14 protein-coding genes are annotated in these 16,468 nt (G+C 61.9%); 6 read left to right on the top strand and 8 right to left on the bottom strand.

The genetic code is table 11. The features are described from left to right. Position 1: 1 nt before the first annotated feature. Genes HMPREF3147_RS05810 through HMPREF3147_RS05820 form a run of 3 tightly spaced genes read left to right on the top strand, consistent with a single transcriptional unit; the run spans position 2 to position 2,241 of the window. Complete coding sequence (locus tag HMPREF3147_RS05810; RefSeq protein ID WP_070445801.1) at positions 2–256, top strand: DUF3263 domain-containing protein; 255 nt, start codon at positions 2–4, stop codon at positions 254–256. Positions 257–282: 26 nt separating this feature from the next. Further along, a complete protein-coding gene (locus HMPREF3147_RS05815; RefSeq protein ID WP_070445804.1) occupies positions 283–1,047 on the top strand; it encodes a LytR C-terminal domain-containing protein in 765 nt (254 codons plus the stop codon). A 48-nt stretch (positions 1,048–1,095) separates the two neighbouring features. Beyond that, complete coding sequence (locus HMPREF3147_RS05820) at positions 1,096–2,241, top strand: glutamate--cysteine ligase (protein WP_070445807.1); 1,146 nt, start codon at positions 1,096–1,098, stop codon at positions 2,239–2,241. Positions 2,242–2,346: 105 nt separating this feature from the next. Here the strand turns inward: HMPREF3147_RS05820 and HMPREF3147_RS05825 are convergent, their stop codons facing one another. The 8 genes from HMPREF3147_RS05825 to HMPREF3147_RS05860 all read right to left on the bottom strand — a co-directional run bounded on the left by HMPREF3147_RS05825 (position 2,347) and on the right by HMPREF3147_RS05860 (position 11,624). Continuing rightward, a complete protein-coding gene (locus tag HMPREF3147_RS05825) occupies positions 2,347–3,570 on the bottom strand; it encodes a glycosyltransferase 87 family protein (RefSeq protein ID WP_070445811.1) in 1,224 nt (407 codons plus the stop codon). Positions 3,571–3,658: 88 nt separating this feature from the next. Next, positions 3,659–4,039, bottom strand: coding sequence for a monovalent cation/H(+) antiporter subunit G (locus tag HMPREF3147_RS05830; RefSeq protein WP_070445814.1), 381 nt, complete (start codon positions 4,037–4,039; stop codon positions 3,659–3,661). Next, positions 4,036–4,308, bottom strand: coding sequence for a monovalent cation/H+ antiporter complex subunit F (locus HMPREF3147_RS05835; RefSeq protein WP_010188770.1), 273 nt, complete (start codon positions 4,306–4,308; stop codon positions 4,036–4,038). The genes HMPREF3147_RS05830 and HMPREF3147_RS05835 overlap by 4 nt, the downstream gene beginning before the upstream one ends. Then, on the bottom strand, positions 4,308–4,826 hold the full coding sequence (locus HMPREF3147_RS05840) for a Na+/H+ antiporter subunit E (protein ID WP_070445817.1): 519 nt from the start codon (positions 4,824–4,826) through the stop codon (positions 4,308–4,310). The genes HMPREF3147_RS05835 and HMPREF3147_RS05840 overlap by 1 nt, the downstream gene beginning before the upstream one ends. Beyond that, a complete protein-coding gene (locus tag HMPREF3147_RS05845; protein ID WP_070445820.1) occupies positions 4,823–6,619 on the bottom strand; it encodes a Na+/H+ antiporter subunit D in 1,797 nt (598 codons plus the stop codon). Before HMPREF3147_RS05845 ends, HMPREF3147_RS05840 begins: the two co-directional genes overlap by 4 nt. After that, complete coding sequence (locus tag HMPREF3147_RS05850; RefSeq protein ID WP_070445823.1) at positions 6,612–7,112, bottom strand: Na(+)/H(+) antiporter subunit C; 501 nt, start codon at positions 7,110–7,112, stop codon at positions 6,612–6,614. The genes HMPREF3147_RS05845 and HMPREF3147_RS05850 overlap by 8 nt, the downstream gene beginning before the upstream one ends. Further along, positions 7,112–10,027, bottom strand: coding sequence for a Na+/H+ antiporter subunit A (locus HMPREF3147_RS05855; RefSeq protein ID WP_070445826.1), 2,916 nt, complete (start codon positions 10,025–10,027; stop codon positions 7,112–7,114). Before HMPREF3147_RS05855 ends, HMPREF3147_RS05850 begins: the two co-directional genes overlap by 1 nt. A gap of 229 nt (positions 10,028–10,256) precedes the next feature. Then, positions 10,257–11,624: a dipeptidase gene (locus HMPREF3147_RS05860; protein WP_070445829.1), complete on the bottom strand. Its 1,368-nt coding sequence runs from the start codon at positions 11,622–11,624 to the stop codon at positions 10,257–10,259. A 96-nt stretch (positions 11,625–11,720) separates the two neighbouring features. Between HMPREF3147_RS05860 and HMPREF3147_RS05865 the strand changes: the two genes are divergently transcribed. The 3 genes from HMPREF3147_RS05865 (at position 11,721) to HMPREF3147_RS05875 (ending at position 16,296) form a co-directional block, all read left to right on the top strand. Next, positions 11,721–13,694, top strand: a complete 1,974-nt coding sequence (locus HMPREF3147_RS05865; RefSeq protein ID WP_070445832.1) for an OPT family oligopeptide transporter — start codon at positions 11,721–11,723, stop codon at positions 13,692–13,694. Positions 13,695–13,971: 277 nt separating this feature from the next. After that, a complete protein-coding gene (gene groL, locus HMPREF3147_RS05870; RefSeq protein ID WP_070445838.1) occupies positions 13,972–15,618 on the top strand; it encodes a chaperonin GroEL in 1,647 nt (548 codons plus the stop codon). 495 nt (positions 15,619–16,113) lie between these two features. Next, entirely contained in the window at positions 16,114–16,296 is a 183-nt protein-coding gene (locus tag HMPREF3147_RS05875; RefSeq protein ID WP_070445841.1) for a PorH family porin, read from the top strand. The last annotated feature ends 172 nt before the right edge of the window (positions 16,297–16,468 follow it).

Below are 16,468 nucleotides of genomic sequence, written 5' to 3' on the forward strand. Positions count from 1 at the left end.
CATGCATTCCCTGTCAGACCTAGACGCCGCGATTTTGGAGTTCGAGTCCCACGCCCCGCGCGATATCGGCGCCAAGGAGGAGGCCATCCGTGCGCAGCTGGATATTACTCCGGTGCGCTATCACCAACGCCTTAACGTGCTCCTTGATAACCCCGCCGCGCATGCTTCCTACCCGTTGTTGGTGACGCGTTTGCGCCGGCTTCGCGACGCCCGCGAGGACGTCCGGCGCGCCGCACACGACAATGCACCGGACTGAGGCCCATAGATACTAGAGTTGCCAGTGTGACTAATGTGAATTCGGAAAAATCTGCCTCGTCCGCTGACCGCGCGCGCCACGCCGCCGATTCCGATTCGGCTGCCGCCGCCCCGGCCTCCGCTAGCAAGCTCCCGCTGCGTGGTGTTGCCATGGTGCTCATCGCCGTGGCCGTCATGCTCGGCATGTGGGCTCTCTACGCCATGACCTCGGATGGTTCCGAGGACACCGCGCAGGATGCGCCCGCCAACGACGCCGCCGTCTCCGGTCCCGCCACCGGTGGCGTTGAAGGCGATGCTGCTACCGGCGGTGCGGAGGGCGAAGCCGACAAGAACAAGGACGCCGCCGAGCACGAGCGCCCGGCTGATGCCGACGCCGACTCGGAGAACGCTGACCAGGCCGGCGCGGAGCGCAAGGAGAACCGCGAAGAGAACGCTGAGGCGGGCGCCGCCGTAGGCAACTCTGACCGCCCGCAGGCGGAGATCCCCGTCAACGTTTTCAACAACTCCGGCCGCGCCAACTACGCCGCTGACGAGGCAGAGCGCCTCAAGACCGAAAAGGTCAAGGTGGCTGAGGTAGGCAACATCAGCGGTGACGTCCTCGTCGCACCGCAGACCACCATCTTCTTCCCGCAGGGTGATGCCGCCGCCGAGAACCTGGCCAAGGAAGTCGCCGCCCAGTACTACGGCGGCAACGTTCCGGCGGAAGCCATTGCGCCTTACCCGGCTGAGCTGACCGGGGATTACACCAAGGGCGATGCCGTCGTCGTGGTCCTCGCCGTTCCCCAGGCCTAGGGAATAAAAACTTATTAAATTCACCCTGTTGGTGGATAGGATGAACGGGTGAACATTCCGGAAGAGAACTTCGCCCGCTCGCCCGAACCCACCCTGGGCGTGGAGTGGGAAGTCGCCCTCGTTGACCCAGTGACCTGGGACCTCGTGCCGCGTGGTGCGGAGCTGATTGACCGCGTACACGCTGCTCACCCCGACGTCCACTTGGAAAAGGAATTCCTCCAGAACACGGTGGAGCTGGTGACCGGGGTATGCCGGACGGTGCCGGAGGCGATGGGGGACTTGCAGACGTCGCTCAGCGCAGTGCGTGAAGCGGCCAATTCCATGGATGTGCGCCTCTGGGCCTCGGGCGGGCACCCCTTCACGGACTTCCGGAAGAACCCCGTCTCCGCGAAGGAGAGCTACTCCGAAATCATCAACCGCACCCAGTACTGGGGCCAGCAGATGCTGCTGTGGGGCACGCACGTGCACGTTGGCATTAGCCACGAGGAGCGCGTGTGGCCCATCATCAATGCGCTGATGACCAAATACCCCCACCTGCTGGCCATCTCCGCGTGCTCGCCGGGGTGGGAGGGACTCGATACCGGTTACGCCTCCAACCGCACGATGCTCTACCAACAGCTGCCCACAGCGGGTATGCCCTACCAATTTGAAAACTGGGCGCAGTGGCAGTCCTACATGCGGGACCAGGCGATTTCGGGAGTTATCAACCACACGGGCTCGATGCACTTCGATGTCCGCCCGGCCTCGAAGTGGGGAACCGTGGAGGTGCGCATTTCCGATGCCGCCTCCAATCTCCGCGAGCTCTCCGCCATCGTGGCGCTCACGCACTGCCTGGTGGTGCACTATGACCGCATGATCGATGCGGGCGAAAAGCTGCCAACCCTCCAGCCGTGGCACGTGGCGGAGAACAAGTGGCGCGGTGCGCGCTATGGCATGGACGCGCTGGTCATCACCTCGCGCGAGACCGATGAGCGCTGGATCAAAGATGAGCTGGCGGATCTGTTGGTGGAGCTGGCCCCGCTCTCAGAAGAACTAGGCTGTGCCCGGGAGCTGCAGCTGGTGCAGGAGATCATCGATTCTGGTGCGGGCTATGAGCGCCAACGCCGCTTGTATGAGGAGACCGGCAGCTGGCAGAAGGTGGTCAAGGCCACCGCGGATGAGATGGAGCAGCTCTTGCCGCTCGCTGAGGGCTAAGCCCTAGGGGGCGAAGGTACAGATTGGTAAATAAGCCTTGTAGAACACGAGTTTTCGAGCCACTATTTACGAAAACGTACCTTGTCAAGACCTGGCGAACCGCCCCTAGCTCTTCTCCACGGCACGCTTGCGCGGCGCGACGAAGCCCCACACGGCGTAGACGGCGATAAAGGCGATACAAGACAGCGTCCACAGCGAGGTCGCCCACGGCTGGAAGGATTCGATCGCGTCGAGGTTGGCCGTGGACATGGTGAACCACACCGGGACCGACATGAAGGGCAGCGACACCACGAACAGGGCCGCCACGGAGGCAAGGCCGGCGAGCTGCTCGCCGAACTTCCCGGATAGCCGAGCAGTTAGCGCCTGGTTGACTGATACGAAGACCATGACCACGAAGGGGATGGTCCACACGAAGTGGTGGTACCACGAGAAGGGGGAGACCAAGCAGGTGCTCAGGCCCGTTAGCGCGAAGGCCGCGGTACGGTTGCCGCGCAGGTATGCGGTGCGCAGCGCCAGGCAGGTAAGCGCGAAGACCACGATGACCGCCAACAGCCACCAGATGCCGCCATCGATGCCGAGCTCGCGGAACATAAGCGAGCGCAGCGACTTTGCTCCGGGGTTGGCATGCTCGCCCACGCGGGAAGAATTGAACATGGCATCGGTCCAGAAATCCATCGCGTCCGGCACGAAGAGGAAGCCAAGGACCACCGTGACCAAGAAAGTGATGACCGCCCCCGCGGCGGCCCACCAGCGCTTCTCAAAGAGCAAAGCCAACCCCATATAGGCCGGGGTCAGCTTGATGCCCGCGGCCAGTCCAATTCCTACGCCCGGCAGGCGGCGCTTAAGCGGCAGGAAATCCAAGGCCACGAGCAGCATCAAGAAGACGTTGACCTGCCCGTAGTACAGCGACCCGTGCATCGCCTCATTCGCCGGGGTGAGCGCGGTGAGCAGCACGGCGACGAGTACCGCGGCCGGGGTCATCTTCACGCCCCGCTCGCGGAAGATCATGACGACGATCGCCAGCACCGCTAGGAACATGAGCGAGGGCCAGATAATGGTCAGCGCACCCTTGCTGAAGAAGGGCAAAACCTTGAACAGCAGGCCCGCGAACGGCGGGTAGGTGAAGGGGAATTGGAAGATATAGGGGGCGTCGTAAAGCAGGCCGCCCGCGTTGAGGTCCTCGCCCGCCATGCGGTAGATGGAGAGGTCGAAGGGGAGGATGTAGGTGAAGGAGTGGGGTCCATCGTATTGGCTGAACTTGTACACCATCACAGCGATGCCCAGTGCGAGGACAGCGCATATCGTTGGTACGCCTTGCAGCTTCTTCACGTCGACTCTCCTCGAATGAGCACCTATTATTGCCTTTTGCAGCCTATATTAATGCTCCCTCATTTCCTGGGAGAAGGGGCCCGTGTCCTTACTTTCGGCGCAGGGAACGCGCGGCGGGGGCCTCGTTGCGCAGCATCGAATCCGGCGTGCCGTACAGGCCCTCGCGGCGAGCGATACGCGTGGTTCTTTGTGCGGTCACCGGGCTGGTGATCATGGCGAAAAGGACAAGCAGCACCAGGATGCCCAAGTCGCCGCGCTCAGCCACGCTGAAGCTCTCCGAACCCGTCACCTTGATGATGGCGCCCAGAATGGTGAAAATGAGCCCTGTGGTCTGTGGTTTAGCGATGGCATGCACGCGCGCCATCGTGTCCCCAAACCGTGCCACTCCAATCGCGGCCGCCAGAATGAGTATCGAGCCGACGAGGATGAGGATGATGGAGAGGACATCGGCAATCAGTGCGTAACTCATGAATCCCTCTTCCTGAAGCGAGTAACGGAGACCGTCGAAATGAATCCGAGGAGCGCCACGACCAGCATCGCGTTGGAGACTGTGGTGTCCAAGGTCCAACAGATATAGGTGGCCAGGGCGCATTGGAACATGGCCACGAGCCCGTCCATGGCGATGAGCCGGTCGAGCGAGTTGGGGCCGATGACGATGCGCCACGTGGTGATGAGGAAGGCCACCACGAGGAAGCCCGCGGCCACAGTGAGCAGGATGTTATACACGTCAGTATCCATCAGGGGTGGCTCCTTTCGAAGATGGCAATCATATCGGCTTCCAGCTTGCGCACCGCCGCGATCTCCCGCTCCAAGTGTTCCTCAGAGTCAGCGTTGAGGAGATGGATGGTGAGCATGCGGTTGGCAATATCGATATCGGACACCGTGCCGCCCGGCTGCAGGTTATACAAGCTCACCGCCAGCGCGAGAACGAACTCGTTCTCCACGCGCATCGGCAACTTCACAATTGCGGTCTTCGGCACTTCCTGCGGGCGCACCGCCAGCCAGCCAACCTTGAGGGAAGCTTCCATTAGCTCCACAAACCACTGCGCCATGAAGATGAAAAGCTTGCCCCAGCTCACCGAAATTCCTGCCACGGGCATGGCCGGCAGCGGTAGCGCGAAGACGATGAACAGGCTGGCAAGCAGCCCGCCTGCCAGGTTCGCCACGGTGACTTCGCCCATGAGCATGCACCACATGACGATGATCCACACCATGAACCAGGGCCGGAAGCGGTGCTTAATCCCGGCAAATCTCATCGCGATACCTCCTTTTCATCCTTGCGCACGGTGGTGGGCAGAGCGGGCGTGGCGCTTGGCGACGTCCTCGTTGTCGGCGCCACCGGCTCCGGATCCGGGATGGGCTCGCTCCGGTTCTTGCGGGAATCCGCGCCCTCCTCGTAGCGCTCGGCGGGGTCTAGGTGGCGCGTCGGGGCCTCGGCGGAATCACCCAGCACGGCATAACGGTAGATGGAATCATCCTGCGCCGAGGTGGCCGCGCGGGTGGTGACACCGGAGATGGGGCCCGCCAGGAAGGACATCGACACCGAAGCGATGACGAGTAGGGACGTGGAGGCCAGCATGCCGAAGGGCACGCGGCCGACATCATCGCGATCTGCCAGTTCGACGTATTCGGTGACCTCTCCCAGCGGGGAAGGACGCACCATGGCGAGGTTGCCCTCGGGGGCATCGCCGCGGTCACGCAGGAAGCCCTTGGCCCAGACGAGCACCATGACATACAAGGTGAGCAGGGAGGTGACCACCGCACCGCCGATGAGGACCCAGGACATCCACGAGCCCTCGTTCGCGCCAGCTTGGAGCAGCATGATTTTGCCCAGGAAGCCGGAAAAGGGCGGGATGCCACCCAGGTTCATGGCTGGGATGAAGTACAAAATAGCGATGAGCGGTGCGGTGTAGATCAGCGAGCCCAAGCGCCGCAGCGAGGAGGTACCGGCTTGGCGTTCGATGAGGCCCACCACGAGGAAGAGCGCGGTCTGCACCAGAATGTGGTGCACGGCGTAGAAAATGGCGCCCGACAATCCCTGCGCGGTTCCGAGGGCAACGCCGAAGATCATATAGCCGATATGGCTGACCAGCGTGAAGGACAGCAATCGCTTGATATCCGATTGGGCGATAGCACCCAAAATACCCACGAGCATCGTGGCCAATGCGACCCACATGAGCAGGCCATCCAGCCCTCCATCGGTGAAGATTGAGGTACGCGCGCGAATGATGGCGTAGACACCAACCTTGGTGAGCAGGCCCGCGAAGACCGCGGTGACGAGGGACGGTGCGGTGGGGTAGGAGTCCGGCAGCCAGGCATCCAACGGGAAGACGGCCGCCTTAATGCCAAAGGCAATGAGCAGCACGGCGAACACTGCGGAGCGGGTGCCCGCCGGGATATCCTCCATCCGGATGCCAATCTGGGCCATGTTCATCGTGCCCACCGTGGCGTAGATATAAGCCAAGGCCAGTACGAAGATGAGCGAGGAGGCCATGGAGACCATGACGTAGCCCACGCCGGCCCGCACGCGCGCGGGCGAGGCGCCGAGGGTCAGCAGCACATAGGAGGCCACGAGGAAGATTTCGAAGCCCACGTAGAGGTTGAACAAGTCACCGGCCAGGAAGGACACGTTCACGCCCATGGTTAGCAACATGTAGGTGGGCAGGAAGGTCGCCACCGGCTCGTCCTTAGTGCCGTCGCGCACGCCCTGTGAAATGGCGTACCACATGACGGAGAACAGGACGACGGAGGAGGTAAAGAGCATGACCGTGGACAAACGGTCCGCCACGAGCGTGATACCCACCGGTGCGTCCCAGCCGCCCACCTGCACGGTCTGAATTCCGGTGGTATCCGCGATGAAAATCAGCGCGGCGTTCACCGTCGCGAGCGTGAGCAGCGAGAAGAAGGCGATGCGACGCTGCGCATGCGCATTGCGCGCAAAGAGCATCGCCAGGGCGGCGGCCAAAGCCGGGATGATGATCGGGAGGGGGATCAGGTAGCTGATATACGGCAGCAACAGATCCACCAGGGGCGAGATGGTCTCACTCATCGGTGGCCTCCTTCACGGGAGCCTCGAAGAACTCTGGGCCAAACTTATCGCCTTCCTTGGTGTTACGGCCGGTGGTCGGGTCATTGGAAGCGTCGTGGTCGGGGGCGGCCGAGGCGTTGCCTGGGCGCGAGGCAATCGCCGCGATGGCGGCGTCCTCGGTGTCATCCTCAATCACGTCCGCGGTGCGGTAGCGATATTGGCGGTAGGCCAAGGTGAGGATGAAGCCGGTCAGTGCCATCGAAATGACGATGGCCGTGAGGATCATCGCCTGGGCCAGTGGATCGGCGATGTCCTCGCCATAGGGCAAGGAGGTCCGGCCGTCGATTGGCGGTGAGCCCGCCTTGCCGCCAGCCATGAGCATGAAGAGGTTCGCGCCATTGCCCAGCAGCAAGATGCCGAGCAGCATCTTGGTCATGGCGCGGTCTAGCAATAAGTACACCCCGGCGCCGCAGAGCACGCCCGCAGCGAGCAGGAGCATGAGGTTGGCATCCATTAGGCGTGTCCTTTCTCTGCGGTGGCAGTGGTTTCTTTCTCTTTCGCCCGGCGTGACAGGGAACGGGCGCGGTCGCGGGCGCGCTGCTTACGCATCTCTTCTTCCTCATCGAGCTTGGCACCCAAGGAAGACAAGACATAGAGCGTGAGACCGACGACGATGAGGTAGACACCGGCGTCGAAAATGAGCGCCGACGGCAAGGAAACATCACCGATGAGCGGTACGCCGATCTTCGTGTACCCAGAGGTCAGTGGTGGATAGCCCAGGAGCATCGGGGTGATGACGGCGCTGAGGGAGAACAGCAGGCCTACCGCCATGGTGCGGCCGCCGTCGAGTGGCAGCGCCTCCTCGAGCTCCTCGCGGCCGCCAGCTAGGTAGCGCAGAATCAGCGCCAAGGCTGCCACGAGGCCGCCAGCAAAACCGCCGCCAGGGGCGTTGTGGCCGCCGAAGAAGAAGTACAGGGACAGCACCATCATCGAGGGGAAGAGAATACGGGTGCTCACGTCCACCATGAGCGAACGGTTGAGCGCCTTCTCCGATTCCACGCCTGCAGCCAGCCAGCGGCGCCCGGTGACCTGCAAGGTCGGGCGGCGGGAGGCACGGGTAAAGCTTTGCGTGCGGAAAATCAACGAGGCAATGCCCGTTGCGGCAATGACGAGCACCGTGATCTCGCCAAAGGTATCCCACGCACGCAGGTCCACGAGCAGGACGTTGACCGTGTTGGCGCCGTGGCCAATCTCCTTGGCCAACTCCGGCATGTACTGCGAGATGGGTTCCTCGCGCCGGGCGTTGATAGCGAACATACCGATCACGGTGACGGCCAGGCCCACGCCGACTGCCAGCCAGGCGCGCAAGCGACCGGTTTTGGGCTCCTGCTTCCACTCGGTATTGGCCGGCATACGGCGCAGTACCAGCATGAAGAGCACCATGATGATGGTCTCCACAAGGAGCTGCGTTAGCGCCAGGTCCGGTGCGCCCTGTAGCGCGAAGATGAAAGACAAGGCGTAGCCGGTCACGCCGACGAGGATGACGCCCGAGAGGCGGTTATCCAGCACGGTGGCTGCGACAGCAGCGATGATGATGATCACCGCAGCGATGGCCTGCCAAGGGTTCTCAGCCACGATCATGTGCACGTTGGTGATATCACCGTTGATGAGCATGACGATGGGCAGCACCATGAGCGTAGCGAAAATGACCGTGAGGTTGAACTGCAGCGAACCGCGCTGGGTGGAGGCGGTGATGCGCAGGGAGAGCTGGCGTAGGGCGTTGATCACGGCGTCGTAGGAATCATCTGCCGAGCCCAGGGCCGGGTAGGTGAACTGGGCCTTCGTGAGCGCCTGGCGCTGCCAGTGCAGGAGGAAACCGGCGGCGACAATGACCACGGAAAGCAGCAGCGCGATGGTGAAGCCATGCCATAGGGCTAGTTCGGAAGCCTGCTCCGTCCCAAAAGTGTTGTCCAGGTGCTGCGTGATGCCGTGGGATAGCGGCAGCGGCCGCAGGCCAAAGAAGATGGTGAGCAAGGTCAGCACCGTCGGCGGGATCCACAGGAAGGGGCCGATGTGGTGCATGTGTGCCACTGCCTCCGAAGGCTCTTCCTGCCCCTTGGAGGAGAACGCGCCCCACAAGAAGCGCAGGGCATAGGCCATCGTCAGCGCGGAGCCGACGACGACGGCAACGAGTAGCATGTTGCGCGGCATGCCGACGAGCAGCTCCTCGCCCATGATGGCTTCCAGCGTGGCTTCCTTGGACACGAAGCCCAGCAGCGGTGGAATGCCCGCCATGGACATCGCGGGGAGGATAGCTAGGACATACAGCGCGGGGCTCTTCCTGCCCAGGCCCGCAAGCTTGTCGATGTCCCTCGTTCCCGTCGAATGGTCGATAGCACCGACGATCATGAAGAGCGCTGCCTTGAAGAGGGAATGCGCGAACGTTAGCGCCAGTCCTGCCTGCATGGCCTCGCGGGATCCGATGGCGATGATGGCGGTGATAAAACCCAGCTGTGAGACGGTGCCATAAGCCAAAACCAGCTTCAGGTCACGCTGCTTGAGCGCCATCCAGCCGCCGAGCAGCATGGTGAAGGCGCCCAGGGGGATGACCACGAGGTGCCAGGTAGGAATGTCATGCACCGAGGGAGCGAGGCGCGCGACGAGGTAGATACCGGCCTTCACCATCGCTGCGGAGTGCAGGTAAGCCGAGACTGGGGTCGGCGCGGCCATGGCGCCGGGCAGCCAGAAGTGGGCCGGGGCGATGGCGGACTTGGAGAGCGCACCGCAGAGAATCAGCACGATCGCCACGGTGAGGTAGGGGGTGTTGGCGAGGTCTTCGGTGGCGGCGATACCGCTGAAAGACCACGCGCCGGTCTGGCGGCCGAGGAGGGTGATACCGACCAGCATGGCGAGGCCGCCTAGAACGGTCACCATGAGCGCCTGCTGCGCTGATCGACGCGACGAGGCGCGCTCGCCGTAATAGCTCACCAAGAGAAAAGACAGCAGGGAGGTGATTTCCCAGAAGACGTAGAGCAGCAGGAAATTATCGGAAATGACCAGGCCATACATGGCCGTGGCAAAGCCCACCATCTGGCCACCGAAGAGGGCAAGGCGGCGCCGAGGATGGTCGAAATAGCCCCAGCAATAAAGCAATACCAGCGCGCCTACTCCCAAGATGATGAGGCTGAATAACGCGGAAAGCGCGTCCATGCGGAAGCTGATATTGAGGTGCGCGGCTGGCATCCAGTTGAGGTCATAAGCCAGCTGGTTGCCGTTGCGTAGCGTGCCAGTAGTGAGCTGCTGGAGTACCCAGAAGAAGCCGACCGCAGGGGCGATTGCCAAGAGCCCGAAGGCGCGGCGGCCAAGGTAGAAAATGAGGAATGGAGCGGCGATGGATGCTACGACCAAGGCGCAAAAGAGAGTGAGCACGAGGTTGCGGTGGCGTCCTTTCCTTGTCGGGGGACTGGGTTAAACCCACCGCGCTGGCGGGCGTTCACTAATGCTCACGATACAGTCTGAAATCCCAGTTTTCACATCTTCGTTTCATACAGTTATATATGCGTCTCCTGTTGGCGTTCCGCCACCTCGCCAACTGCCTAGCTCAGGAGAAGGGAGACCAACGCCCGGCGGATCTTGTGGCTGGGCGTTGGGCTGGTGCCTAGGCGAAGCGCTGGAGGAAGAGTGCTTCAGCGATGGCGATCTTTTCAATTTCGCTCGGGTCAACCGACTCATTGGCGGAGTGGATGGTGCACTGCGGCTCCTCGACGCCAAAGAGCGCGATCTCGGCATTCGGGTGCTTCTCCTGCAGCTCCACGGTCAGCGGGATGGATCCGCCCATGCCCTGGGTGATGGTCTCGGCCCCGAAAGCCTCGCCGAGGCACTCGCCGAGCAGAGCCACGGCGGGCTTTGCCGGATCGGTTTCGAATCCCAGGTTGGCCTCCAGGATGGTGACCTCGATGTGTGCGCCCCACGGGACGTGCTTCTTCAGGTGCTCGGCCACGGCCTCCGCGGTGGCGCGGGGATCCATGGTGGCGGGGGTGCGCAGGTTGATATTGGCCTCAGCGGTAGCGGGCACGGCGTTGACGGCCTCGGCCACCGGGGTGGAGGTAAAGCCGGTGACGGTAATCGCCGGGCGGGCCCAAATCATATCCGCGATGGCGGTGGCACCGGCCGGGTCCTTCGCGCCCATGACCTCGGTGCCCTCAAGCATCTGCGCGTCGGCGCGGAAGTTTTCCTCGCTGTAGGCGGTGTCCTGACCCTCGGCCAGCGGCCAGGTACCCTCGCAATCGACGCCGTCGATAGTCGTGCGGCCATACTCATCCGTCAGGGAATCCAGCGCGCGCATGAGCGCCTTGACGGCGTCGGGAGCCGCGCCGCCGAACTGGCCGGAGTGCACAGCCGAGTGGAGGGTGGAGACCTTGACGTTGATCTGCGAGCCGCCGCGCAGGGAGGTCGTCAGCGTCGGCACACCCACCTTGGCGTTGCCAGCATCGGCGATGAGGATGGCGTCGGCAGCAAAGAGCTCCGGGCGCTCTTCGATGAGTGCGGACAGGCCCTCGCCGCCGCGTTCCTCAGAACCCTCAATAAGCACGGTGAGGTTGAGGTCGGTTCCACCGTGAGCGTCGAGTGCGCGCAGGGCCGCTAGGTGCATAGCGACGTTGCCCTTGCAGTCCGCGGCGCCGCGGCCGTACCAGCGGCCATCGCGCTCGGTCAGCGTGAAGGGATCGGAGCCCCAGGCCTCCGGGTTGCCGGCGGGCACGACATCATAGTGCGAGTAGAGCAGCACCGTCTTCGCGCCTTCCTTGCCGGGGCGCTTGGCGACGATCGCCGTGGAACCATCAGCGGTGGTGATGGCTTCGGGGGTGAAGCCGGCGTCGACAAGCGCGGCGTGAACCCACTCCGCTGCCTTCGCGGTCTGCTCCTCTAGACCCGGCTCGTTGTGGACGGAATTGAAGGAGACGAGCTCCTTGAGCTGCTGGAAAATGGTATCGCGGTCGTTGCTGACAAACTCAGAAATCTTGGTCATGCCCTCCAACCTACTCGTATCCCCGAATCGGTCTATCGACAAGTAGGGAGTAATATATCCCGGGTTCTAGTAACTATTCCTTAGAAAGGACCTGACATGGCGACGACGACCGCCGAAGGTTCCCAGTCCACGCTCCGCGAGCTCACGCTGCGCGGCATTATTATCGGTGGACTCATCACTCTGATCTTTACTGCCGCCAACGTGTATCTCGGCCTTAAAGTAGGCCTGACATTTGCCACGTCCATTCCTGCCGCCGTGATTTCCATGGCGGTGCTGCGCCGCTTTGCCGGGCACAACGTCAAAGAGAACAACATTGTGCAGACCATCGCGTCGGCAGCCGGTACCTTGTCCGCCATCATCTTCGTGCTCCCAGGCCTGGTGATGGTGGGCTACTGGCAGGGCTTTTCCTTCATCGATACCGCCGCGGTGTGCGCCATCGGTGGTGTGCTCGGCGTGATGTACTCCATCCCGCTCCGCCGCGCGCTGGTGACGGGCTCGGACCTGCCCTACCCGGAGGGTGTGGCCGCGGCCGAGGTCCTCAAGGTGGGCGATAGCTCCGGTGAGGACGGCGAAGCCGTCCACGAGGAAAACGCGAAGGGCCTGCGCGTCATCGTCTTTGGCGGTATCCTCTCCGCGTTTATGGCTTTACTGGCAGCAATGAAGGCGGCTGCCTCTGAGGTGGCCACCTACTTCAAATTCGGCTCAGGTGCGACGACGCTAGGCACCTCCCTCTCGCTGGCGCTGGTCGGCGTGGGCCACCTCGTGGGCCTGGCCGTCGGTATCGCCATGCTCGTCGGCGTGGTTATCTCCTACCTCATCCTGCTTCCCATCCTCACCGGTGGGGAGGCGCTGAGTGACCCGGCCACGATCATGGACACCGTCGACACGGTCTTCTCCGACAGGATCCGCTTCATCGGCGTGGGCACCATGGCCATCGCCGCCATTTGGACGCTGATTAAGATTACGGGCCCGATTGTCAAGGGCATGGCTGAGTCCTTCGCCTCTTCCCGCAACCGCAAGGATGGCCAGCACGTGGCCGTGGAGGAGCGCGATATTCCAGCGCCCTATGTCATTGGCACCATCTTGGTCCTGATGATTCCGATTGGACTTTTGCTGTGGAACTTCGTGCGCGGTACCGATATTCACGATCACATGGCCGTCCTGATCACGGTCTCCGTGCTCTTCACCTTGCTGGTGGGCCTCGTTATCGCGTCGGTGTGCGGCTACATGGCTGGCCTGATTGGTGCCTCTAACTCGCCGATTTCCTCTATTGGCATCATCGCGGTCATCGCCGCGGCGCTGCTGATTGCCGCCGTGACCCGCGGTACGGATGCGGAGCCGCTCTCGCTTGTGGCCTACACGCTGTTTACCGCGGCCATTGTCTTCGGCATTGCGACTATTTCCAATGACAACCTGCAGGACCTCAAAACTGGTCAGCTGGTTGGGGCAACGCCATGGAAGCAGCAGGTAGCGCTCATCATTGGTGTTCTCTTCGGTTCCTTGGTGATTCCGCCGATTCTCCAGGTCATGCTCACCGGCTTCGGCTTCCAGGGCATGGAGGGCGCTGGCGAGGATGCACTGGCTGCACCGCAGGCCGCACTGATGTCCTCGGTGGCCTCCGGTATTTTCGATAACTCCCTGCCGTGGGATCTCATCGGTCTGGGCGCGGCAATTGGTGCCGTCATCATCATCGTGGACGAGTGCCTGCGCTACTTCACCGACAAGTACTCTCTGTCGCCGCTGGCCGTGGGCATGGGCATGTACCTGCCGGCAGCCATCACCGTTGTGGTGCCGATCGGTGCTTTCCTGGGTTACTTCTACAATCGTTGGGCAGCCCGCCAGTCCAAGCCGGATTTTGTCAAGCGCATGGGTACGCTGCTGGCTACTGGCCTCATCGTGGGAGAGTCCCTCTTCGGCGTGGTCAACGCGGGTATCATCGCGGCCTCGGCCGGCGAGTCCCCGCTGGAGATTTTCGAAGGCGGGACGGCAGCCAAGTTCGTTGGCGTCATTCTCTTTGTCGGCGGTATCGCGGCGGCCTACAAGTGGACGGCGAAGAAGGCTGCGTCTTAAACGCGATAAAGGTTTCGTGTTGATGAGTGGTTCGGTTTAACGGGCGATGCGATCTAGTGGGCGGTGCTTATGCACCGCCCGTTCGTGTTGAACCTTGCAGTCGCGGGGGCTGAGTGCCAGAATGGTCGCTAGCACTTCCACATGGCAAGTGCCAGAAATAAACAGAATCATCTATGTGGTTGGGGCTGGAGAACACTCGCCAGCCGTGCCGTCGCGGGCGTCCGTCATAGATCAGACGTGAGTGTCGTCCTCAACAAAGCTTAAGGAGCACAAACACATGGCAAAGATCATTGCCTTCGATGAAGAGGCACGTCGCGGCCTCGAGCGTGGTCTCAACACGCTGGCCGACGCCGTCAAGGTCACCCTCGGCCCCAAGGGTCGCAACGTCGTCCTGGAGAAGTCCTGGGGCGCCCCGACCATTACCAACGACGGTGTCTCCATCGCGCGCGAGATCGAGCTCGAGGACCCGTACGAGAAGATCGGCGCTGAGCTGGTCAAGGAAGTAGCCAAGAAGACCGATGACGTCGCCGGTGACGGCACCACCACCGCTACCGTTCTGGCACAAGCTCTCGTGCGTGAGGGCCTGCGCAACGTAGCCGCTGGTTCCAACCCGATGGGCATCAAGCGCGGCATCGAGGCCGCCACCAAGAAGGTTGTTGACTCCCTGCTCTCCTCCGCAAAGGAAGTAGAGACCCAGGAAGAGATTGCCACCACCGCAGGCATCTCCGCCGCTGACCCGGCAATCGGCGAGAAGATCGCCGAGGCTATGTACACCGTGGGTAACGGCTCCGTGAACAAGGATTCCGTTATTACCGTTGAGGAGTCCAACACCTTCGGCGTGGACCTTGAGGTCACTGAAGGTATGCGCTTCGACAAGGGCTACATCTCCGGCTACTTCGCTACCGACATGGAGCGCCAGGAGGCAGTCCTCGAGGATCCGTACATCCTGCTGGTTTCCTCCAAGATCTCCAACATCAAGGACCTCGTCCCGCTGCTGGAGAAAGTCATGCAGACCGGCAAGCCGCTGCTGATTATCGCTGAGGATGTCGAGGGCGAGGCCCTGTCCACCCTCGTGGTCAACAAGATCCGCGGCACCTTCAAGTCCGTTGCTGTGAAGGCACCGGGCTTCGGTGACCGCCGCAAGGCCACCCTGCAGGACATGGCTATCCTCACCGGCGGCCAGGTTATCTCCGAAGAGGTTGGCCTCTCCCTGGAGACCGCTGAGATCGAGTACCTTGGCCAGGCACGCAAGGTTGTCGTGACCAAGGATGAGACCACCATCGTTCAGGGTGCCGGCTCCCAGGAGCAGATCGACGGCCGTATCAAGCAGATCCGTGCCGAGATCGAGAACTCCGACTCTGACTACGACCGCGAGAAGCTGCAGGAGCGCCTGGCCAAGCTGGCCGGCGGCGTGGCAGTCCTCAAGGTTGGTGCCGCTACCGAGGTTGAGCTCAAGGAGCGCAAGCACCGCATCGAGGATGCCGTGCGCAACGCTAAGGCTGCCGTAGAAGAGGGCATCGTCGCCGGTGGTGGCGTGGCTCTGCTGCAGGCAGCCGAGGTTCTGGATTCCCTCTCGGACCTCACCGGTGACGAGGCTACTGGCGTCAAGATCGTGCGCGAGGCACTCTCTGCGCCGCTGAAGCAGATTGCCCAGAACGCTGGTCTGGAGCCGGGCGTTGTCGCTGACAAGGTTGCCTCCCTGCCGGCTGGCCAGGGACTCAACGCCGCTTCTGGCGAGTACGTGGACCTGATGGCTGCGGGCATCAACGACCCGGTGAAGGTCACCCGCTCCGCGCTGCAGAACGCTGCGTCCATCGCAGCCCTGTTCCTGACCACCGAGGCGGTTGTGGCTGATAAGCCGGAGCCGGCCGGTGCAGGCGCTGGCATGCCGGACGCTGACGCAATGGGCGGTATGGGCTTCTAGTCCTTAGCCTCCCGGCCTGAAGCGCATTGCGACTTCAGGTCCTAACAAATTACGAGCTCCCCACGGTTGACCGTGGGGAGCTTTCTTCCTCTTGAGACACTTTTGTGTCCTTATAGCACCCCGAATAGGGGTAATTCGGGGTGCTCCTGCGAAAAATATTTCGCGAGTTTACTCTGTAAAGCAAGCCTATGAATCGTGGTTCAGGGAGCTAACGTTACGTTCTGAGGAAGATTTCTTAAGCCTTCATTTCGAGCGCTACCTATTTCTGCAGATAGGCGCGTTGTTGCAGGCTGGGTTAATAGAAGATGAATTAATAACCTGAAAAGTGACTCTGATTGTCAAAGCGCTTTGCGCGAAAAATCACCCACGAATTCACTTGCAATGTGTCAGTGGTGTGCCAAAATAGTTCCTTGTGACGCCCGCTGAGGGTGTCTGCAAAACCGCAAACCCCCTCCGGGCAATCTCTTTACCCGGACTTCACAAGAGGAGACCACAATGGATCTTTCTTTCATCGGTGACCAGCTCGGTAACTTCGCTACCTTCGCTGACGGCATCAAGAAGCTCTTCACCGGCTTCGCTGGCGTCTTCGATGCTATCTCCGGCGCTGCTCAGCAGGGTGACTCCTTCGTTGTTAAGCCGAACACCGACGCTCTCGAGGCTCTGTCCTCCAAGAAGTAAACTAGCTTCCCTTTAGGGCAGCACTAAACACACACTTTCAATTCCAAGGAGATTTCAAATGGGTACCCTTTCTTCCTCCGGCATCATCGGCCTCCTGCTCAACATTTTCTACAACCTGGGCGACATGGCTTCCGGCGCTTCCAAGCTGATCGGCCTGCTCTAAAAAGCACGC

This window comes from Corynebacterium sp. HMSC05D03 (assembly GCF_001807205.1).
Classification (GTDB): Bacteria; Actinomycetota; Actinomycetes; order Mycobacteriales; family Mycobacteriaceae; genus Corynebacterium; species Corynebacterium aurimucosum.